The organism is Acinetobacter sp. EKM10A, from assembly GCF_011075215.1.
GTDB classification, from domain to species: domain Bacteria; phylum Pseudomonadota; class Gammaproteobacteria; order Pseudomonadales; family Moraxellaceae; genus Acinetobacter; species Acinetobacter baumannii.
Genome location: NZ_JAALLK010000005.1, coordinates 135,978 through 156,664, shown reverse-complemented (window position 1 = coordinate 156,664; position 20,687 = coordinate 135,978). Strand labels below are relative to the sequence as shown.

The following is a 20,687-nucleotide window of genomic DNA, read 5'->3' as shown; positions in this document are numbered from 1 at the left end:
TATGGTGGGCGCTGACGGGATCGAACCGCCGACATTCTGCTTGTAAGGCAGACGCTCTACCAACTGAGCTAAGCGCCCTGCAAAAGCGTTTTATAAAAGTGGCGCAGCGGACGGGGCTCGAACCCGCGACCCCCGGCGTGACAGGCCGGTATTCTAACCAACTGAACTACCGCTGCACTTTCACAATATCGCAATTGTGGGGTAAACGATGTTAAGTCTTAAGTGGCGCAGCGGACGGGGCTCGAACCCGCGACCCCCGGCGTGACAGGCCGGTATTCTAACCAACTGAACTACCGCTGCACTTGAGATCTTAACGTAAAGGCTTGGTGGGCGCTGACGGGATCGAACCGCCGACATTCTGCTTGTAAGGCAGACGCTCTACCAACTGAGCTAAGCGCCCTTAACGTCTTCATCGTTTGTGAGGTGCATTATAGAGAATCTTTAACAGGTGTCAAACGCTTTTCGACAACTTTTCAAAAAAATGCGAATGAATGATTAAAAATAAGTCATTATTAAGTAAAAAACAATTTTTTGTATTTTATTTAAGCACTTATTTTAATATTTTGATCATTCGGCTAATTAAACAATAATCTTTAAAATCCTATTTTAGGTTAAAGATTGTTCAGACAAATAAACTAATGCGTCTTCAGAGACTAAATCAAACAATTCAATGATTTCTTCATTACGCATTCGAATACACCCATGTGACATTGGAACCCCCATCGGTTCTTTATCAGGTGTACCATGAATATAGATATAACGTTGCATCGTGTCGTGGCCTTCGCCTTTGTTAAAGCCCTCTTCTAAACCATCTAACCAAAGAATGCGTGACAATATCCAATCTCGCTCAGGAAATTGTGCGGCTAATTCACTGCTATAAACTTCACCTGTGGGCTGCCGTGCAATAAAAACTGCATTTTTGGGAGATTGCATACCAAATTTCTTAGCAACCCGGTGCCATCCGCGTGGGGTTTTACCCGTATTTTCTTGCTCCCCAATTCCATTTTTGCCAGTAGAGACCACGTAAAACTTATTATGTTTAGGTAAGCTTAAAGTTTGATTTGCTAAATCGATAAGAATATCTGCATCTTCAAGTTTAAATTGGGACATCGAATTTCTTCTCTTATATCAACTCAACTATTTTGAGCTTTAATGAAAAATTATGGGAAAGCTTGTCTTGCGTCAAAATTAAAATATTATCAATCTTCTTTACTCTACGCGCAGTTTCACTACTTGTCTTGCGCCAAAATTAAAAGATTATCAATCTTTTAATTTTGGCTCAGGACGTAGCCATAACCAAATTGCAACAACAAGCATGGTAGTATCGGTAAAAACCTTGACCCAAAACGGCGCCGAAGTAAACAGCATCAGAATACCACTTGCGGTCATCATAATGGTTGCAATCCACTTTGCCTTACGCGGTACTGTCCCATTTGCTCGCCAGTCCCGCAGGGTTGGTCCATACTTGGGGTGGTTTAACAACCACGCATCCATCTGAGGCCATCCCTTTGAGGCCGCCCAAGCAGCCAGAATAAGAAACACTGTTGTCGGCATGCCTGGTAAAATTGCTCCAATAATACCAAGCGTGATAAAAATCACGACCAGAGTTCGCCAAAACAATGTTCGCATATATAAACCTTAAGCTATTGTTACTCGTAGTATAAAGTGTTTTTCTGGTATTGTTTTGTTGATTGACCATGAAATTTGGATGAATTATTTCGAGTACTCAACGTATGAATATTGCCTCAATTAAAACATCCTATTTTGAGCCATGGTTACAGTTCAGTCACCCAATGGTAAGACAATTGGCCTTTACAATTGCCAGCCCGAACCTACTTGGCCAACTTCCCTGCAGCCTTACTATTCGACATAATTTTCAATTACATACGGATCAAAGTTGGGAACAACATTTTCAAAATTACTTACCCCGCCTAAAGCAGCTTGATGCAGCACCAGAACCCTTACTTCAATTTATGTCTCGGCTTAAGAGTACACGCTTAGGTTTACGTTTTGAAAATTTACTTTGGTTTTGGCTACAAGAAGATCAATATCATCCTTATCAGTTATTAGGCCATAGCATTCAAAAAATTGATGGAGCAAAAACTTTAGGTGAACTCGATTTTTTAGTTTTAAATCAAAATACTCAAGAAATTGAACATTGGGAAGTTGCTCTAAAATATTACCTAGGTGAAGGTCAATTAAATTTAGAACAATGGATTGGTTTAAATAGACAAGATACTTTAAGTAAAAAGCTTTACCACTTTACTGACAAACAATTTCAATTTTCAGAAGCTTTGGGTTTTAAAGTTCAACAACGTTTCGCTGTCTTAAAAGGACAACTTTATCTTCCTTTAAATTTACCTCAAGAACAGCCTATTCCTGAATGGGTAAATTTAAAACGTCGCTTAGGTACTTGGGGTACAGAAATCCCTAAATCTGACTTTTACCGCTTAGAAAGACATGAATGGCTTTGTCCTCATCAAAAAGCGAGTTCAAACACTGCTTATTTGTGGACTGATGGTCTATATTGTCAAAATATTAATGAAACCCGATTTTATATGTTCAGGCACCCTGCTTTACTAAGCTTAAAACCTTCTCTCATCAAAAATAACGGTGTTTTACAAGAGACCACGTCCTTATAGAAACAATTTATAACGTTTTTACTATTAAACAATCATGTTTCTTTTTCCGTTTGTTTTTTAATCTAAATTTACTTCATTATTAAATTTATACGGAGAAAATGATGAAAAAAGTTTTAGTCGCATCTGTAATGGTGGCATTTGTTTTAACAGGTTGTAATACGTTCAAGGGTTTTGGTCAAGATGTCTCTAAAGCTGGTGATGCTGTAACTAACACCGCACAAAAAACTGAAAATAAAATGTAAGTTATGCTTAACATTTAAAAACCTTATCGTCTCGATAAGGTTTTTTTATTTTTAAATACCCATCCCTTAGAGATTCGCCTATTATATCGGACTATATTTCACCTCATCAGTACGCAATTTCCGGTATGAACCACTCAGACACTCTCTCGCTTAGCTTAGAACTTTTACAACAGCCTTCTGTTACTCCTATTGATCATACTTGCCAAACTATTATGGCTGACCGCTTAGCTAAAGTTGGCTTCCATATTGAACCTATGCGCTTTGGAGATGTCGATAATTTATGGGCTCGACGTGGAACCCAAGGCCCTGTATTTTGTTTTGCAGGTCATACCGACGTAGTACCAACAGGACGTTTAGACGCTTGGAATTCAGATCCATTTGCACCAGAAATTCGCGACGGCAAATTATATGGTCGCGGTTCAGCAGATATGAAAACTGCATTAGCTGCAATGGTAGTTGCATCTGAACGTTTTGTAGCAAAACACCCAAACCATAAAGGTTCAATTGCTTTTTTAATTACTTCAGATGAAGAAGGTCCTGCTGTTAACGGTACAGTTAAAGTCATCGAAACACTGGAAAAGCGTAATGAAAAAATTACTTGGTGTTTGGTTGGTGAACCATCAAGTACTCATAAATTAGGTGATATTGTTAAGAATGGCCGTCGTGGTTCTCTTAATGCTGTATTGAAGGTTCAAGGCAAACAAGGTCATGTAGCTTACCCACACTTGGCACGTAATCCAATTCATGAAGCATCGCCAGCGTTAGCTGAGTTGTGCCAAACAGTTTGGGACAATGGCAATGAGTATTTCCCTGCAACTTCATTCCAGATTTCAAATATCCATGCAGGTACTGGCGCAACCAATGTGATCCCTGGTGCTTTAGAAGTTACTTTTAATTTCCGTTATTCAACCGAGGTTACAGCAGAACAGCTTAAACAACGTGTTCATGAAATTTTAGACAAGCATGGCTTGCAGTATGAAATTGTCTGGAATTTGTCTGGCTTACCGTTCTTAACTCCAGTAGGTGAATTAGTTAACGCAGCTCAAACTGCTATTTTAAATGTGACTGGTACTGAGACTGAGCTTTCAACAAGTGGTGGTACATCTGATGGGCGTTTCATTGCGCCAACAGGTGCACAAGTTTTAGAACTCGGTGTTCTAAACGCAACTATCCATCAAATTAATGAACATGTTGATGTACATGATCTTGATCCATTAACTGATATTTATGAGCAAATTTTAGAGAACCTACTTGCTTAAAATATTAAAGATCAGGAATTAGATAAAAAGCATCCTCTTTAGGGTGCTTTTTATTATTTTTAACTGTGAGAATATTTGTTAAAAATCTTAAAATAAGATTCTTATTTATTAATCCAGATAATTTATTTTCATAATCTTTATAGAACTTCTTTTGAGTTCTTATCTATCCATTGCAATATAGTGGGCCAGACTTCCTTAGCAGCATTTTGGCTCAAAACAATTCGGCTATGGGAATAATTTTCCAAGTTATTATTAGAGCAACCAAATTCACGAAATACGTTATCTTGATTTTCAAAAGCTTTTAAATATTTATAACATCCTTTAACTGGTGCAATAAATTTATCGCCAGTTCCGCTAATAGAATATATTGGGACTCTAATAGAGCTCATATGTTTTTTATAATCAATATTTTTATATTCACTAATAAAATTTTGCTTTAAATTCCAGTTAAACCATGGCCGCATGGTGTAGTAGCTTTCATTTACTCGTCCTAATTTAAATTTATTAGCTGGTATCTGGCCTAGACCTTTAACAATGAGTTTTGCAGAAAAGAGTTTAATAAAGTCAAAAGAGTTATTTACTGCTCCAAATGCTTGGCAAGCTATAAAAGTAATACTTTGGATATTCTTTAAATATTCTGGATAATTAATCAAGAACATTGTTAAGCATAAACCTCCGCCACTATGGGTTACACAGTGTAAAGAGGCAATATTAAAATGATGATAAATATAGTGAAATGCAGTTTTATATTCATATAACGCAACAGTTTCAAAATTAAATGGAATATCTGTTTTTGGGCTTGTGCCGTGCCCTCGCCATTCTAAAATAAAACAGATATATCCATGATTTGCCAAGTAATCTGCAATACCCATACAAACAGTCTTGTCTGAAAAAGCACCATGAGATAAGAAAATTGCTTCTTTTTTTATCAGGGTATTCTCGCTTTTAGCAACTTCCCATAAAGCAAACTCGCTATGGTCATCTGTTTTTAAAATATGCAGCTCTTTATGAATTGACATTTATTTTCTACTGTTGCAAGGATTTTATTCTAGGTTGACTTAATAATGCCTGAATAAGTGGAGTATAAAACTCACCTTCATTAATAAGTTTAATATATTCATCATTATGCTCTACCCAACCTTCTTCGGCTAATGCATCCCAAATAGGCTTATAATCGAGTTTAATATCACTATTAAAAATTTTCTCGTACTTTTTGGTGTTAATTTTCATCTCTTGTAATGCTTGAAATATCCAAATTAACTTTACATCTTCAGTATCATGAACAAACATACGTTCAACAGGAAGTTTATTTAAAGATATTGCATTGTAGTATTCAGTTAGGTTTCGATGATTCATTGCTGAAACAGATTTAATGCTTGATGAGTTAGGTTGCAGTCTCATATTAACGGCTGCATAACCCAGTCCACTCATTGTGGTCATTTTACTTTGCCCATTGGCATCTAAGCAGTCTCTAAGGTTATCTTCATATAAATATTTCTCTGAAATTAATTGGTTATTATCTTCTTTTTCCCAATCATATACTGTTTTTTGTTTATAGCCTTTGCTTATTAAGAACTGTTTAGCAATGTTATACATTTCAATTTTCTTCTCAATAGAGGGCGTATTTTGCTTTTGTTTTGTCGCAAAGTCAGAACGACCAGCAATATTAAGCTCATAGTGAGTAATATGTTTTATTCCTGATTGAACAATACTTTCCAAGTCTCTTAGCATTGCCTCAACCGTTTGATTTGGCCAGCCATAGATCAAATCGACGTTACAAGATAAAGAATACTTATGGAACCATTCAATTGCATCAAAAACCTGCTTTCTCGTTTGTTTTCGACCGCTTGTAGCGATTAACTCATCATTAACCTGTTGCACTCCCATACTGACACGGTTAAAACCTGCATCTTTAATTGCTCTTATTTTATCTTCATTAAAAAGTTGAGGGATACCTTCTAATGTCATTTCTATAGGGCTAGATATACCAGCATCGGGAAAAAGAGAAGATACAACCTTAGTCAGTTTCATATAATCATTAGGCTGAAGTAAATTAGGTGTACCTCCTCCTACATACAAACTTTCAAGCTTAGCTCCTTGATAAAATTCTTTATATAAGTGGGCTTCCCTACTTAAAAAATCCAGATAAAAGTCCATTTCCCGCTTACCTTTATAGTCTTGTGTTGGGAAAAGACAAAATCCACAATGAGGTGGATCAGTAGGAATACAATATGGAATGCCTAAATATAAATTTATAGACTTATATTGAGCATCTGTATTTAATAAAAAGTAATTATTTTCTTCTTCCTTTAAATCCGTTTTCCACATTTTAGGTGAGGGATGGGTATGTAGAACTTTATTTGATAAATGTCTTACTTTATTTTTTTGGATGAAATTTTTAATTGAAACAATATCCATAGTCACTATATTTGTCATTATATATCAATAAATATATTGTATTAAAATATAATAAATTACGCAATTAATTTAATTCTCCCAAACATTAGAATTTTATTTTTATAAATTTAATCTAGATCAAAAATTTTGAATTTATATAATAAAAATATGCGCATAAATTTACATATTTTGAAAAATAAAAATTCACCTTTTAGTATTGCTAATATATTATTTAGTCATCATAAAAAAAGGAACTCAAAAGAGTTCCTTTTTCCTTTATAAGCCAAGTGATTTTTCAATATATTCTAAGTTAGGTATATAGTAGCGTTGATCTTGCATACGCACATATTTAAATACTGCTGGGTGTTGTTCAGCCTCATGCTCATCCATTTCATCGACAATTTCAGAAATACGCAGACGAGTAGAAACTGGCATAGTTTTACATATTAATGCAAAACGTTGGCTAATATCTTCCCCTTCAATCACTAATGCGACTGCATGTTGATCAATTGCGTTATGTACTGAGTAGACCGGTAGCTTCACATCATGCCATTCAATATGTTTTACACCATTTTTTACATCCATGGCAGACAACACAATGTTTTGTGGCAATAGCATAGGTACCTGATCGTTACATTCAATGATATAAGCGTCAATAAAACCAGTTGAAACCGTAATAAGATGCTGTAGCTCTTGTTGGTCCATATTAGCGATCAATGATGTATTTACACTACCTTTCATGATTTGACCTCACTGTCAGACGCTACAAGTAAAGCATCGATATTCTCTAGTAACTCTTCTTCCTGGAAAGGTTTACCCATATATTGACTTACACCTAACGAGAATGCTCGTTCACGATGTTTTTCGCCTGTTCTGGATGTAATCATAATAATTGGCATGTATTGATGCATATCATGATGTCGTACAAGATTGAGAACCTCAAAACCATCCATACGTGGCATTTCAATATCAAGTAGCATCAAATCTGGCTTAATATTTTCTAGCTGCTCTATGGCGTCAACACCATCTTTAGCCGTAACCACATCATAGCCTTGGCGTTCAAGTAATCGGGAAGTGACCTTACGCACAGTTACTGAGTCATCTACAATCATGATGAGACGGCGTTCATCAGACTCTCGTTGTCTATATATTGCTTCACTAAGTTGTTTATGACGCTGAGTTGACTGAATTTGTCGCGCAATATTTTGTCCGTCTAAAATTAAGCAGACCTGTCCATCACCTAAAATTGTGGCGCCTGCAATTGCTCCAATGCTAGAGAACTGTTGACCAATTGGTTTCACTACAATTTGTGCTCGAGAGCCAATTAACTGGTCAACAAGTAGTGCCACAGTTTGGCCATTATTGGCTTTAATCATTAACACAGGTAATGAATACATCACGCCATTTAGACGTGGTATGGGTTGGTTGCCAACAAATTCTGAAAGATAACGTAATGGATAACGTTTATTTTCATACTCAAATAGTTCTTGAGGACTTTCAAAATACTGCTCTAAAGAGGCTGGTGATACTCGAATAATTCGATCGATTTGAGCAAGTGGAATCGCAAATTGTTGATCTGCCACTTTAACCATTAAGGCATCACTTACCGCTACTGTAGTCGGTACGCGAATCGTAAATGTTGTTCCCTGCCCATAGACGGATTCAACGCTGACATGTCCCCCCAAAGACTTAATATCACTCTGCACGACATCAAGACCTACACCACGCCCGGAAATCTGAGTGACTTGCTCTGCTGTACTTAAACCCGGATGGAAAATGAGTTGCAGTATGTCTTGCTGTTCTAAGTCTTGTTCTGGCTTGATCAATCCGGCAAGGAGGGCTTTCTGACGTACTTTTTCAACATCAATACCTTGACCATCATCACTAAAGACAACCACAACATCCGTACCTTGACGCTGAATATTAAGCTCAATACGCCCTGTTTCTGGTTTATTTGCTTGTTGCCGCTGCGCTCGGTCTTCTAAACCATGGTCAATTGCGTTTCTGAGCATATGCTCAAGCGGAATCACTAACCGTTCTAAAATGTTGCGGTCCAACTCACCTTCCGTATTATTTACGAAAAGCTCAGCAGGTCTATTCAATGCTGTAGACGTCTGACGAACAATTCGTTGTAAACGCGGCAATAAACGCGAAAATGGAACCAACCGTGTCCGCATTAAACCTTCTTGAATTTCCGCTTGAATTCGTGATTGTTGTAAAAGCAAACTTTCGGTATCTCTGATCTTGTCAGATAACGTATTTTTAAAGTCGACCAAGTCCGATGCAGATTCAGCAAGCGATTTCGACAATTGATTTAAAGATGAATATTGGTCCATCTCTAATGGGTCAAAGTCAGTATAACGAGAATGTTCAATTCCATGTTTAGCAATAATCTGTGTTTCTAACTCACCTTCCATTCGTCGTAACTGATCGGCAAGTCGTTGAATCGCCAACTCCATTTCAACTAGTGTATGGCTAAACTGGCTTAGGTCCATTTCAATTCGTGAACGGTTAATGGAGTTTTCACCAGACAAATCAATCATTTTCTCGATTAAGTCGGCTGAAACACGGATCATTTCATTATTCTGATCCAGACGCTCTGTTTGCTCCCATGCTCCCATCATTGGTGGAGGCTCTGTACCATCACCTTGTATAAAGGTCATCACTGGTTCTGAGCTAAACAAGTCCGCTCTAGTTAACTTAGTCGGAATCTGGATTGTAGTTTCAAAGAATTGAATATTTTCTAAACTTTGCTGTAATCCATCGAAATGCTGATAGTTGTGGTTAAAAATTGCATCTTTTAACCATGCAATTGCACTTTCTAATAAATGATCATAAATATTTGAATTGAAGTGATGCAACGCAAATTGTTCAAAAGCATTTTCTAGTTGGTAGGCAATTGCTTGTACGGCTTCTAAACCCACCATTCGTGCACCACCTTTCAAACTGTGCACGGCTCTTTGTAGCTGAAGCAAAATACTACGGTTTGTACGCTGTTCAAACCATTGTTTTAATAGCGACTCAGCCATTTCTAACAATTCAATAGCTTCTTCTAGGAAGGTCTGTTCAACAACAGCATCAATGTCCTGCTCATCAGCTGCAACTTCATTCTCTTGCGATGTAACCGAGGTAATTACTTCAACTGGAGTAGCTAACTCGGTAACCACTGTATCGAATACCTGATCGTGATGAGTTTCTAGCTTTGCAAGAGCAGGTTCAAGTTCTACTGGTATCTCATCTATTATTATTTCAGATATCACCTCTTGCTCAGAGAATACCTCACTTTCAGCATCAAATGCCTCAACCACTGATACAGGTTGGAAGTTAGAGTTTTGACCCGCTCGTTTTAATGCGTTAATTGTGTAAGGAGCTGCATAATCTAGTTGTTGTTCACGCATGATTTGTAAACGATCAGCCAAGTCATCTTGAACCAAACGAATAAAATCAATTAAATCTGAAGTTGCTACTAATTGCTTTTGAATTAAACGCTCATAAATGCTTTCTAATTCATGGGCAATCAAACCAAGATACGTTGCCTGAACCATATTTGCTCCCCCTTTCAAGGTATGCAAATAACGCATTAGGTTGTTCAGAGCTGCAAAGTTTTCTTGCTCACCTACCCAAATATTAAGATCGGTATCAATTCCCTCAAGTAATTCTTCAGCTTCCTCAAGAAAGATATCTAAAAGATCAGCATCAAAATTTCGATTCACTTGTGTAGATGAAATATATTGTCGATCTTGCTGCACACTTTGACCTAATACCGCCCAGTCTGCAGAGTCTGAGAAATTCTCTACAGTAGCTACTACTTCTGGCTCTGGTTCAATATTGGATATTGGTTCAAAAGATGTCGAATCCTGCTGAGACAGGTCATTTGATAGGTCTGGAATGTATTGCGTATAAAGTTTTAATTCTTCTAAAATACTTTGATGTTGCTTAACAACACCGACTCGCTGACCAGCAGCTAAAGCATCAAATAATTGAATGAGCTGTTGATGCGCTTTTTGATAAATTTCAAATATATAGTCTGATTGTAATAACGCAGGTTTATCAAGCAGCACTTCATAACTTTCTTTCAGTTGGCTGGTATATTCATGTAAACCCAGCATTGCTTGAGAATGTGTATGTTGCAGTAATAAATCAGCCTGTTCACTTAGGCGTTCAAGATAATCAGGAAACTCATTACGAATACCCTTCTCAAAATCTAATTCTGCATCCAATAATTCAGAAACATCTAATTGTAATAATTGCGATACCAAACCATGAGAAGGCATTAACGGATCTGTTCGGTCACCATGTTGCTCAACATATGCATCCCAAGATTGATTAAATTGCTGCAATCTCGCTTCGAGCTGTTCACTTGAACTATATCTAGATAGTAGTTCCAAGCTATCTCGAACAAACTCACGATATTCTTGTAATAATAAAATTTCTTCAGAGTGAGAAGATAACTCTTCTTGCAGCAGTATTTTAAATAAATGCTCAACTTTGGTACTGGCCTCGAAAATTGTTTCGACCTGCGCCATTGCAGAACTACCACGCAAAGTATGTAAAGCGCGGATTAAAGCGTTATAACTGTCGTACTGATGTAACTCTTGATCCAAAAATTGATGAATCGTGGCTAAATGTTCTTCTGCCTCTTCCATAAATAAGGTCAAAGTTTCATCTAGATTTATTTCAATTTCAGTATGAGTAGCTTGAATGATTGGCTCGGCTAACGAATCTTGTTCAATATAATCTAGCTCAAGACCAGTCACTGTTTCGGCCGTAAGCGTATTTGAAAGTTGTAAAAGCTCTTCTAAAGCTGGTTCTAAACTTTGCTGTTGTTGTAGTTGTTGACCTAATAAAATAAGAGGTCTGAAATCTAAGGTATGTGCTCTTTTTTGCTTAAAATTATCTACTAATTTAAGGAAATAGAACTTAAATACTAACTGCACATAGCTCTGGATAGTTGGCGTTAATTGTAAGCTTTGGTTGATTACCCGGTTGAGTGTATCTTCGACTGTCCACGCAAGCTCAGCTGAAGATTTAGCGCCAATCATTCTTCCGGAACCTTTTAAGGTATGGAAATGACGACGAATTTCAGTGAGCTTAGCAATATTCTCAGACTGCATCCATTTATTTATCAAAGGTTGCAAATCAACAAAAATCTCTTCAATTTCTTCAATGAAGATCTCAAGAAACTCAGCATCTTGTTCAGAATAGCTATCTTCAGGTAGCGTCATTGCTTCAGTTAAAGTTTTTAATATTTCTTTCATAGCAAAGGCTTCTTTTGCTTACCCCCTGAGTGGGGAAAACTACAGAGTCAACACCAGAAAAATAACTATTTCCCCAATATTTGTCTGGCGCTGCTCATACTTTTAAAAGAATAGCGATATGAGAATAGCTATTCTTATCCCCCAATTTAGTCAGGTAATTTAAAGTCCGTTACTGACTCACGTAATGACTCTGCCATATTCGCCAACTCTGATACGGAGCGAGCAGTATCAAACGTTGCCGTTGTTGTTTGCGAAGTAATTTCTTGTACAACCGTCATGGTGGTTGCAATGTGACTCGCAGATGCTGACTGAAGTTTTGCTGCATCGGAAATGCTCGCAATCAATTTTGCCAAGTCACCCGATACTTTTTGGATTTCATCCAGTGCAATACCCGCATCTTTTGCCAAATTCGCACCACGTACAACTTCCGTTGTTGTTTGTTCCATTGAAATAACGGCTTCGTTGGTATCGGTCTGAATTGTTTTAACCAGTGTTTCGATCTGTTTGGTTGCAGATGCTGAGCGCTCAGCAAGACGTTGTACTTCGTCGGCAACCACGGCGAAACCACGACCAGCCTCACCTGCCATAGATGCTTGAATTGCTGCATTTAATGCAAGGATGTTCGTTTGGTCTGCAATATCGTTAATGAGCGATACGATGTTACCAATTTCTTGAGAAGACTCACCTAAGCGCTTAATACGTTTAGAAGTTTCCTGAATCTGCTCACGAATAGTATCCATACCTTCAATTGAACGATTTACCACTTGTGCACCATTTGATGCAATTTGTACTGAACGCTGTGCTACTTCCGCAGATTCAGAAGCGTTGGCAGATACCTGGTCAATTGACTGTGCCATTTCATTCATGGCAGTAGAAGCACCTGCAATTTCTTGCGCCTGATGTTCTGATGCCTCTGCTAACTGGTTAGTAATACTTTGCGTATCTTGTGTATAGCGTGCAACTTCCTGAGAGGTTTCATGAATTCGTGAAACCAAATCTCGTAGTTGGTCAATTGCGAAGTTAATCGAGTCGGCAATGGCACCCGTAAAGTCTTCAGATACAGTTGCATATGAACGTAAGTCACCATCCGCCAAATCGGCAATTTCATCAAGTAAACGTAAAATCGCATTCTGGTTACGGTCATATTCTTCCTGTAATCGAGCAACACGCTGCTTATCCATTACACTACGTAGTGTAATTAACTTGAATACAGAGAAAATTAGTCCGCCTAATGAAAGAATAAGAACAGCACCTAAAAATAAGGTGAGCCAGTTCTTTCTTGCAACATCAGATAAATGTCCTAGACTTTCCAACATTACATCCGATTTAGCGAAAATCTGAGAAGAAGCCTGACGAACATTGACAATCTGGCTACCATTTTTTAATACCGTTGCAGCAGCAGATTTTAAGACTTTGTCATATTCAGACTTAATACTTTCTAAAGATTCACGTAAAGCCGGATCAGCAATACGATCAACACCTAACTCGGCATTACCATTCAGTTCAGCATTTAAATAGGTACCAAAAGTCTCAATATCGACACTAAAGTCACTAGTTGATACATTTCCGTCCGTACCACTTAACACCGAGTTAATCGAACGTAAAATACGCTCTGCAATAAATACCTGGTTTTTAGCAATAATTACCTGACTACTTGGCAAACCTTGGCGAGCCATTTGGTCGACCATCAAGTTATATTCTGCCTGAATCTCTGGAACCGTTTCACTAATCGAGATGTTGGTATCATATAACTGGTTAAGAACTCGTTGATGTGATGAAATCAAATCAATATTTTTTGAAACCTCACCCCATATTTTCTCAACTTTTTGATATTCATCGGTCGACTTACCGTGAATATTTTCAATTTCAAGTAAGTTCTCATCAAAGTCTTTTTTAGATTGCTGTAGCTTTGTGATCGCCTCTTGAGAACCCGACTCTGTTGCTTCAGTTGCTTGTTTAGAAATGGTTTGAGATAACAGACGTAACTCACCAAGACTTCGAATTAACTGGTTATGACGAGGCACATTATAAAATAGATAAGCTAATGAAATTAACGCACATACTAAACATAACAGCGCTGCATAAAGGATAGGCTTGGACTTTTCACTTTCCCCAAATAAACTGGCAAACTGCTCAATTTTTGACTGGATTTTTGCAATAAAATTGACACTCGATTTTCCGGTAGCACCGCGATTGCCACTTTTCTTTTTAAGTTTAAAGCCCATACAGCTTCTCCCCAGAAAAATACGCTGTTCATTCACAGCATAAAAATTAGTTTATAAATTTTGTCGATGCGTTCATGTAGTGTGGGTTTTGCAATAACCGACTAAATAAAAAGACATGCCAATGTTGATTGTGTTGGTGAAAATACCCTTGGCAATATTCTTTTAGGTTTTCCTCTAAGTCTGAACTCTGAGAAAAAAAACTTTTTTTATTAAAGTGCTGAATCCCCAAAACCTGATCCACAACCAACCCCACATACTGGTCATGATGGCTAATACACAGCACTTTTTGGGTAGACGAAAATGAACTTCGCTGCCCTGAAATAAAATGAGCCAAATCAGATACCGAAAGTAATCTTCCACGAATGTTTGCCAATCCCTTGACCCAACTTTGAGTATTTGGAACTGGTGTATATTTCGGTGGATAGATAACTTCTGACACTTCCCCAAGTGGTGCGACGAAGTATTGCCCTCTCATTTCAAAAGCAATTCCTGACCATCGCTGTGCTTCATTTTGAACTGAAGCGTAATTCTTATTACCCCGTTTAGACAAACGAAGTAACTCGATAAATCCATTCGCAGCCATACTCGATCCTATAAAACGGGCGTATTTATCCCGTTATTTATGTTTTTATGGATGGATGAGTTAATTTAGAAATTGTTTAATTACATCAATTAATTGCTTTTCTTCGATTGGCTTGATTAAGTAATCGATTGCGCCTTGACGTTTACCCCATACTCGGTCAGTTGCCTGATCTTTAGTACTCACAATCACCACTGGAATATGCTTCGTGTCTTCATCACGGGTAATCTGGCGCGTTGCCTGGAAACCATTTACACCTGGCATGACCACATCCATTAATACCAAGTCAGGCTGCTCAGCTTTTGCCAAAGTCACACCATCTGCACCGTTAGATGCTTCAAGTACGTCATAGCCATGCTTAGTTAGGATTTCTTTAAAACGAAAAGTTTCTGTTGGTGAGTCATCAACAATGAGAATACGTGCCATTTCTTTTGCCCTCAAATTACTTATTATGAACTTACATGATTACGAATCGCATTTAGCAATTCATCTTTGCTAAAAGGTTTCGTCAAGTATTCATCTGAACCTACCACACGCCCTTTTGCCTGATCAAATAAACCATCTTTACTAGAGAGCATGATAACGGGAATGTTCTGATAATTTTGAGAGTTCTTAATCAAAGCACAAGTTTGATAACCGTCTAAACGAGGCATCATGATATCTACAAAAACAATATCCGGATTCGCTTCAGCAATTTTAGATAAAGCTTCAAATCCATCGACAGCAGTAATCACTTCGCAACCTTCGCGTTGCAATAGAGTTTCTGCGGTACGGCGAATAGTTTTTGAGTCATCAATAACCATTACTTTCAGATTTTGGAATGCATCTTCCATTTAATCTTCCATCCCCATAACATAAAATATAAATGCAATTTAACTTAAATTTGTTTTTACAGATTTATACGCATTTTTAACATATCTATACTTCTATTTTCAATGAAAGCTTTTTGTCTACTTTCTCATTTATAAACAATAACTTTTAACCTCATCACACTTTCAAAAAAATTATCATTTTTTTTATAATGTCGATATTTTTATTCAGTTAAATAATAACTAATATATTTAAGATTAATTATTTAAAAATAAGTGACTTACCTTTCTTTTTTGGGGAATTTTATGAATAAGCGGATGAAATATGCCTTTTATAGGAACTGCTTGTCTGTATCTATAGGCATTGCCTCTTGCGGAACACTGTTTTTCTCTTCCCCAACGTTGGCCGCCAATGCAACTCCTAAAGCTGTCTGGTATCGTTATTATGACCAACATGGTATTGCGAATATTAGTACATCCGTAACGCCGGCTCATATTCGCTATGGATATGAAGCACTCGACCAGAATATGCAGGTCATTAAAAGAAATCATCCTTATAATTCTGAAGCCGATTTAAATCAGTCCTCACAGCGTGCATTATCAGCTCGATATAGAGAAGAAGATAACAAATTAAAAAGAGCATATAGCAATAGTAAAACTGCGACGATTAAAAGAGACCAAGCATTATTGGCAATTAAAAAACAAATAAATTATCAGCAGGACCAACTGAGCCAATTACAACAAGACAAAATTTTATTTAAGCGGCAAGAAATGGAATATTTTCGTAAGGGTGAACAAGTTCCCGAAAGACATAAAACCTTGATTGAAAACAATCTTATGAATATTAATATGGTTAAACAAACACTTGAAATACTTTCGAAAACCTATAATCGCACCAATAAAGATTATGAAAATATTATCGAACGTTTAAAAAAGCTTGAATAAGGTTACAGCTTTATCAAGAATAGGGGCAAAATAAAATTTGAATTACAGGATGATGCTGTATGCGCACAACGCATCTTACCCCTTCTACTTTTTTTAAATTAAGCTTGATCAGTCTGAGTTTAATCTTAGCTGCATGTAACCAGCAAGAAGTACCAAAAACAACAGCATCTGAACCTAAAAAAATTGAACTCATTCCTCAAGATTTAATTCCTGTAAAAGAAGGCTCACTCGCCGCTCAAACCGCTTTTACAGGAACTATTCGTGCAGTACAACAAAGTTCTATTCAAGCCCAAGTTAGTGCAACAGCGACTGCCGTTACAGCCAATGTAGGTCAAAAGGTACAAAAAGGCCAAGTTTTAGTTAGATTAAATAATCAAGACAACGCTGCACGCTTAGCTCAGGCACAGGCTAATCTTGCTTCTGCTCAGGCACAAGCAGAACTTGCACGTAATTTGATGAATCGAAAACAAAGATTGCTCAATCAAGGCTTTATTGCCCGTGTAGAGTTTGAACAAAGTCAGGTGGATTATAAAGGTCAACTTGAAAGTGTTAGAGCTCAACAAGCCAATGTGGATATTGCTAAAAAAGCTGATCGAGACGGTATTATTACCAGCCCCATTTCAGGTGTGATTACGAAACGACAAGTTGAACCGGGACAAACCGTTTCGGTTGGACAAACATTATTTGAAATCGTTAATCCGGATCAATTAGAAATACAAGCGAAACTACCTATTGAACAACAATCTGCCTTAAAAGTAGGTAGCTCTATCCAGTATCAGATTCAGGGTAACTCGAAACAATTACATGCCATACTGACCCGTATTTCACCTGTAGCAGACCAAGACAGCCGACAAATTGAATTCTTTGCGAGCCCTAAAGAAGCGATTGATTCATTAAGTATTGGTGCGTTTATTAACGGTATTATTTTGCATAATGATAGCAATCAGGGACAAACCATTCCTTTAGATAGCATTCAAAATCTGCAACATGATCCTTTTGTATGGGTAATACGCAATCAAACGATTCAGAAAGTCAAAATTCGAGTGGTTGAGCAACGATACAACGAAAATATCGCTTTAGTTCAGGGTTTACAAAGTACAGATCAGGTAAGTCGTATCCAGTTTGAAGATTCTGATATCAATAAAAAAGTGACGCTTACAACCGAAAAAAATAAATAAGGTAGCAAATAGCTTATGTGGTTTACCCGAATTAGTGTGAAGTACCCCGTTTTTACCATCATGATGATGCTCAGTCTAATGGTACTCGGGTTAGCATCTTGGAAACGTATGACCGTTGAAGAGTTTCCAAATATTGATTTCCCATTCGTAGTCGTCACTACGCAATATGCGGGTGCTTCACCTGAAGCAGTTGAATCGGACATTACCAAAAAACTCGAAGATCAAATCAATACCATTTCGGGTATTAAACAAATTACTTCACGCTCAAGTGAAGGGCTTTCGATGGTGATTGCAGAGTTTAATCTTGATACGTCTTCGGCTATTGCAGCACAGGATGTTCGCGACAAAATTGCTCCAGTTATTGCCCAATTCCGCGATGAAATTGATACACCGATTGTACAACGCTACGATCCATCATCTAGCCCAATTATGTCAGTCGTGTTTGAATCGAACAGCATGAGCTTGGCTCAATTAAGCTCCTATGTAGACAAAAAAATTGTACCTCAGCTTAAAACTGTTTCCGGTGTGGGTAATGTCAATTTACTAGGTGATGCTAAACGTCAAATTCGGATTAAGGTTCATCCTGAACAATTACAAAGCTATGGTATTGGTATTGATCAGGTCATTAACACCCTAAAAAATGAAAATATAGAAGTACCTGCAGGAACCTTACAACAAAAGAATTCTGAACTGGTTGTTCAGATTCAATCAAAAGTCATCCATCCTCTTGGATTTGGTGATTTAGTTATTGCTAATAAAAATGGTTCTCCTATTTTTCTAAAACAAGTAGCAACCGTTGAAGATACTCAAGCAGAACTGCAATCAAGTGCTTTTTATAATGGAAGAACAGCGGTTTCTGTCGATATTTTAAAAAGTTCCGATGCCAATGTAATTCAGGTTGTTGACAAGACTTATCAAACCTTAGAGAAGCTAAAAGCTCAAATGCCTGCAGGTTTGAATTATAAAGTCGTCGCTGACAGCTCTAAAGGTATTCGTGCTTCAATTAAAGACGTTGTTCGCACCATTATTGAAGGAGCGGTCTTAGCGGTTTTAATTGTTTTACTATTTTTAGGTTCTTTCCGCTCTACTGTTATTACAGGTTTAACCTTACCGATTACCCTACTTGGCACATTAACATTCATCTGGGCATTTGGGTTTAGCATTAACATGATGACACTGTTGGCCCTGTCACTGAGTATTGGTCTGTTAATTGATGATGCGATTGTGGTTCGGGAAAACATTGTCAGACATACAGAGCTCGGCAAAGACCATGTCACTGCGGCTTTAGATGGTACTAAAGAAATTGGGTTAGCAGTACTCGCAACCACACTCACCATTGTAGCGGTATTTTTACCAGTTGCCTTTATGGGAGGCTTAATTGGGCGTTTCTTCTATCAATTCGGGGTAACTGTAAGTACGGCTGTTCTTATTTCCATGTTCATCAGCTTTACACTCGACCCAATGCTTTCCGCACACTGGAAAGATCCTATAAAGAAAAAAGAGAGTCGACTGCAACGTTTCTTTAATTATATTTCTAATTTATTAGATGGTCTAACGCACATCTATGAAAAGCTTTTAAAGCTTGCCTTACGCTTTCGTTTCATCACGGTCATTATTGCAATTGTTTCATTGATTGTGGCATTAGGCTTATCAAAAATGATCGGAACCGAATTTGTACCTACACCAGATAAAGGTGAAATTCGTATTCAGTTCGAAACCCCTGTTGATTCTTCTTTAGAATATACCCAAGCAAAATTACATCAGGTTGATCAGATTATTAGGCAACTCCCTGATGTCGTTTCTACTTATGGAGTGGTTAACAGTGAAGTCGACTCCGGTAAAAACCATGCAGGTTTAGGAGTCACCCTAAAACCAAAACAAGAACGTAGCGCAGACCTGACAACACTCAACAATGAATTCCGTGATCGTTTACAAAGTGTAGCTGGCATCCGAGTGACTTCAGTCGCTGCTGCTCAAGACTCAGTGTCTGGTGGTCAAAAGCCAATTATGATTTCTATTAAAGGATCTGATCTAAATGAACTACAAAAAATCTCGGATCGTTTCATGGCTGAAATGGAAAAAATTGATGGTGTGGTCGATTTAGAAAGCTCTTTAAAAGAACCTAAACCGACTTTAGGTGTACATATTAACCGTGTACTGGCCAGTGATTTAGGTTTATCTGTTTCTCAAATTGCGAATGCGATTCGACCACTCATTGCAGGTGACAATGTCACAACATGGGAAGATCGTGACGGCGAAACTTATGATGTGAATATCCGTTTAAATGAAAATAAACGTGTGCTTCCCCAAGATGTTCAGAACCTATATCTCAACTCGAATAAAACCAATGCAAATGGGCAAAATATTTTAGTTCCATTAAGCGCCGTAGCCACAACCCAAGAAAAACTTGGAGCTTCGCAAATTAACCGACGCGACCTTGAACGTGAAGTTTTAATTGAAGCAAACACTTCAGGACGTCCAAGCGGGGATATCGGTCAAGATATCGATAAAATGCAAAAAGCATTCAAATTGCCAGCTGGTTATACCTTTGATACTCAAGGGGCAAATGCCGATATGGCTGAATCTGCGGGTTATGCGTTAACGGCAATTACCCTTTCGATTGTATTTATTTATATTGTGTTGGGTTCTCAGTTTAATAGTTTTATTCACCCTGCTGCGATTATGGCATCTTTACCATTGTCCCTGATTGGTGTTTTCCTAGCCTTATTCTTATTTAGGAGTACCCTAAATCTATTTTCAATTATTGGCATTATTATGCTGATGGGGCTGGTAACCAAAAACGCGATTTTGCTTATCGATTTTATTAAAAAAGCGATGGAAGATGGGATAAGCCGTTATGATGCTATTTTACAAGCAGGCAAAACCCGTTTACGCCCAATCTTGATGACAACAAGTGCGATGGTGATGGGTATGGTTCCATTAGCTCTAGGTTTAGGTGAAGGGGGTGAACAAAGTGCACCAATGGCTCATGCTGTAATTGGGGGTGTCATTACCTCTACCTTATTGACTCTTGTGGTTGTCCCCGTCATTTTCACTTATCTGGATGACTTGAAAAACTTTATGCTGCGTCAAACCCGACGATTCATGTCATAATGCAGCGACTATCGTATAATCCGCGTTTTTATAACGCT

At 37.7% G+C, this 20,687-nt stretch carries 16 protein-coding genes and 4 tRNA genes; 6 read left to right on the top strand and 14 right to left on the bottom strand.

Translation table 11 applies throughout. From position 1 onward, the window contains the following. Nucleotides 1–2 precede the first annotated feature (2 nt). From G9371_RS08900 to G9371_RS08875, 6 genes are all read right to left on the bottom strand, one after another. Nucleotides 3–78, bottom strand: a tRNA-Val gene (locus G9371_RS08900). Between the two features lie 21 nt (nucleotides 79–99). Beyond that, nucleotides 100–176: transfer RNA gene (locus G9371_RS08895), tRNA-Asp, on the bottom strand. 47 nt (nucleotides 177–223) lie between these two features. Continuing rightward, a tRNA-Asp gene (locus tag G9371_RS08890) sits at nucleotides 224–300 on the bottom strand. 24 nt (nucleotides 301–324) lie between these two features. Further along, nucleotides 325–400: transfer RNA gene (locus G9371_RS08885), tRNA-Val, on the bottom strand. Between the two features lie 206 nt (nucleotides 401–606). Further along, nucleotides 607–1,110 carry a cell wall-recycling L,D-carboxypeptidase ElsL gene (gene elsL, locus G9371_RS08880; RefSeq protein WP_000077301.1) on the bottom strand — a complete coding sequence of 168 codons (504 nt, stop codon included), beginning with the start codon at nucleotides 1,108–1,110 and terminating at the stop codon, nucleotides 607–609. A gap of 150 nt (nucleotides 1,111–1,260) precedes the next feature. Next, the gene (locus G9371_RS08875; protein ID WP_001259501.1) at nucleotides 1,261–1,629 is read right to left on the bottom strand and encodes a YbaN family protein; all 369 of its coding nucleotides are present in this window, start codon (nucleotides 1,627–1,629) and stop codon (nucleotides 1,261–1,263) included. 104 nt (nucleotides 1,630–1,733) lie between these two features. Between G9371_RS08875 and G9371_RS08870 the strand changes: the two genes are divergently transcribed. The 3 genes from G9371_RS08870 (at nucleotide 1,734) to dapE (ending at nucleotide 4,143) form a co-directional block, all read left to right on the top strand. Continuing rightward, nucleotides 1,734–2,642 (top strand): DUF1853 family protein, encoded by a 909-nt coding sequence (locus G9371_RS08870; RefSeq protein ID WP_029424624.1) that lies wholly within the window; start codon nucleotides 1,734–1,736, stop codon nucleotides 2,640–2,642. 98 nt (nucleotides 2,643–2,740) lie between these two features. After that, nucleotides 2,741–2,884 carry an entericidin A/B family lipoprotein gene (locus G9371_RS08865; RefSeq protein ID WP_001984826.1) on the top strand — a complete coding sequence of 48 codons (144 nt, stop codon included), beginning with the start codon at nucleotides 2,741–2,743 and terminating at the stop codon, nucleotides 2,882–2,884. 125 nt (nucleotides 2,885–3,009) lie between these two features. Then, a complete protein-coding gene (gene dapE / locus G9371_RS08860) occupies nucleotides 3,010–4,143 on the top strand; it encodes a succinyl-diaminopimelate desuccinylase (protein WP_001016577.1) in 1,134 nt (377 codons plus the stop codon). Nucleotides 4,144–4,280: 137 nt separating this feature from the next. Here the strand turns inward: dapE and G9371_RS08855 are convergent, their stop codons facing one another. The 8 genes from G9371_RS08855 to pilG all read right to left on the bottom strand — a co-directional run bounded on the left by G9371_RS08855 (nucleotide 4,281) and on the right by pilG (nucleotide 15,436). Then, nucleotides 4,281–5,162: an alpha/beta fold hydrolase gene (locus G9371_RS08855; RefSeq protein WP_000022127.1), complete on the bottom strand. Its 882-nt coding sequence runs from the start codon at nucleotides 5,160–5,162 to the stop codon at nucleotides 4,281–4,283. 7 nt (nucleotides 5,163–5,169) lie between these two features. Continuing rightward, complete coding sequence (locus G9371_RS08850; RefSeq protein WP_032049812.1) at nucleotides 5,170–6,561, bottom strand: coproporphyrinogen-III oxidase family protein; 1,392 nt, start codon at nucleotides 6,559–6,561, stop codon at nucleotides 5,170–5,172. A 255-nt stretch (nucleotides 6,562–6,816) separates the two neighbouring features. Then, nucleotides 6,817–7,281 (bottom strand): hypothetical protein, encoded by a 465-nt coding sequence (locus G9371_RS08845; RefSeq protein WP_000678924.1) that lies wholly within the window; start codon nucleotides 7,279–7,281, stop codon nucleotides 6,817–6,819. Then, nucleotides 7,278–11,798: an Hpt domain-containing protein gene (locus tag G9371_RS08840; RefSeq protein ID WP_029424626.1), complete on the bottom strand. Its 4,521-nt coding sequence runs from the start codon at nucleotides 11,796–11,798 to the stop codon at nucleotides 7,278–7,280. The genes G9371_RS08845 and G9371_RS08840 overlap by 4 nt, the downstream gene beginning before the upstream one ends. Before the next feature lie 146 nt (nucleotides 11,799–11,944). Continuing rightward, the gene (locus tag G9371_RS08835) at nucleotides 11,945–14,023 is read right to left on the bottom strand and encodes a methyl-accepting chemotaxis protein (protein WP_000505929.1); all 2,079 of its coding nucleotides are present in this window, start codon (nucleotides 14,021–14,023) and stop codon (nucleotides 11,945–11,947) included. Between the two features lie 46 nt (nucleotides 14,024–14,069). Then, nucleotides 14,070–14,606, bottom strand: a complete 537-nt coding sequence (locus tag G9371_RS08830) for a chemotaxis protein CheW (protein ID WP_000729762.1) — start codon at nucleotides 14,604–14,606, stop codon at nucleotides 14,070–14,072. Between the two features lie 60 nt (nucleotides 14,607–14,666). After that, nucleotides 14,667–15,029, bottom strand: a complete 363-nt coding sequence (locus tag G9371_RS08825; protein ID WP_000101096.1) for a response regulator — start codon at nucleotides 15,027–15,029, stop codon at nucleotides 14,667–14,669. A 23-nt stretch (nucleotides 15,030–15,052) separates the two neighbouring features. Next, complete coding sequence (gene pilG / locus G9371_RS08820) at nucleotides 15,053–15,436, bottom strand: twitching motility response regulator PilG (protein WP_000389061.1); 384 nt, start codon at nucleotides 15,434–15,436, stop codon at nucleotides 15,053–15,055. A gap of 282 nt (nucleotides 15,437–15,718) precedes the next feature. Between pilG and G9371_RS08815 the strand changes: the two genes are divergently transcribed. From G9371_RS08815 to G9371_RS08805, 3 genes are read left to right on the top strand one after another with little or no spacing between them, the layout of a single operon-like run. Then, nucleotides 15,719–16,357: a hypothetical protein gene (locus G9371_RS08815; RefSeq protein ID WP_032009406.1), complete on the top strand. Its 639-nt coding sequence runs from the start codon at nucleotides 15,719–15,721 to the stop codon at nucleotides 16,355–16,357. Nucleotides 16,358–16,416: 59 nt separating this feature from the next. Beyond that, on the top strand, nucleotides 16,417–17,535 hold the full coding sequence (locus G9371_RS08810; RefSeq protein ID WP_001260821.1) for an efflux RND transporter periplasmic adaptor subunit: 1,119 nt from the start codon (nucleotides 16,417–16,419) through the stop codon (nucleotides 17,533–17,535). 15 nt (nucleotides 17,536–17,550) lie between these two features. Continuing rightward, on the top strand, nucleotides 17,551–20,649 hold the full coding sequence (locus tag G9371_RS08805; protein WP_029424628.1) for an efflux RND transporter permease subunit: 3,099 nt from the start codon (nucleotides 17,551–17,553) through the stop codon (nucleotides 20,647–20,649). Nucleotides 20,650–20,687 lie beyond the last annotated feature (38 nt).

Coding starts and splice junctions, on each gene's coding strand:
- elsL (WP_000077301.1), bottom strand. CDS start 1,110: ATGTCCCAATTTAAACTTGAAGATGCAGATATTCTTATCGATTTAGCA.
- G9371_RS08875 (WP_001259501.1), bottom strand. CDS start 1,629: ATGCGAACATTGTTTTGGCGAACTCTGGTCGTGATTTTTATCACGCTT.
- G9371_RS08870 (WP_029424624.1), top strand. CDS start 1,734: ATGAATATTGCCTCAATTAAAACATCCTATTTTGAGCCATGGTTACAG.
- G9371_RS08865 (WP_001984826.1), top strand. CDS start 2,741: ATGATGAAAAAAGTTTTAGTCGCATCTGTAATGGTGGCATTTGTTTTA.
- dapE (WP_001016577.1), top strand. CDS start 3,010: ATGAACCACTCAGACACTCTCTCGCTTAGCTTAGAACTTTTACAACAG.
- G9371_RS08855 (WP_000022127.1), bottom strand. CDS start 5,162: ATGTCAATTCATAAAGAGCTGCATATTTTAAAAACAGATGACCATAGC.
- G9371_RS08850 (WP_032049812.1), bottom strand. CDS start 6,561: ATGGATATTGTTTCAATTAAAAATTTCATCCAAAAAAATAAAGTAAGA.
- G9371_RS08845 (WP_000678924.1), bottom strand. CDS start 7,281: ATGAAAGGTAGTGTAAATACATCATTGATCGCTAATATGGACCAACAA.
- G9371_RS08840 (WP_029424626.1), bottom strand. CDS start 11,798: ATGAAAGAAATATTAAAAACTTTAACTGAAGCAATGACGCTACCTGAA.
- G9371_RS08835 (WP_000505929.1), bottom strand. CDS start 14,023: ATGGGCTTTAAACTTAAAAAGAAAAGTGGCAATCGCGGTGCTACCGGA.
- G9371_RS08830 (WP_000729762.1), bottom strand. CDS start 14,606: ATGGCTGCGAATGGATTTATCGAGTTACTTCGTTTGTCTAAACGGGGT.
- G9371_RS08825 (WP_000101096.1), bottom strand. CDS start 15,029: ATGGCACGTATTCTCATTGTTGATGACTCACCAACAGAAACTTTTCGT.
- pilG (WP_000389061.1), bottom strand. CDS start 15,436: ATGGAAGATGCATTCCAAAATCTGAAAGTAATGGTTATTGATGACTCA.
- G9371_RS08815 (WP_032009406.1), top strand. CDS start 15,719: ATGAATAAGCGGATGAAATATGCCTTTTATAGGAACTGCTTGTCTGTA.
- G9371_RS08810 (WP_001260821.1), top strand. CDS start 16,417: ATGCGCACAACGCATCTTACCCCTTCTACTTTTTTTAAATTAAGCTTG.
- G9371_RS08805 (WP_029424628.1), top strand. CDS start 17,551: ATGTGGTTTACCCGAATTAGTGTGAAGTACCCCGTTTTTACCATCATG.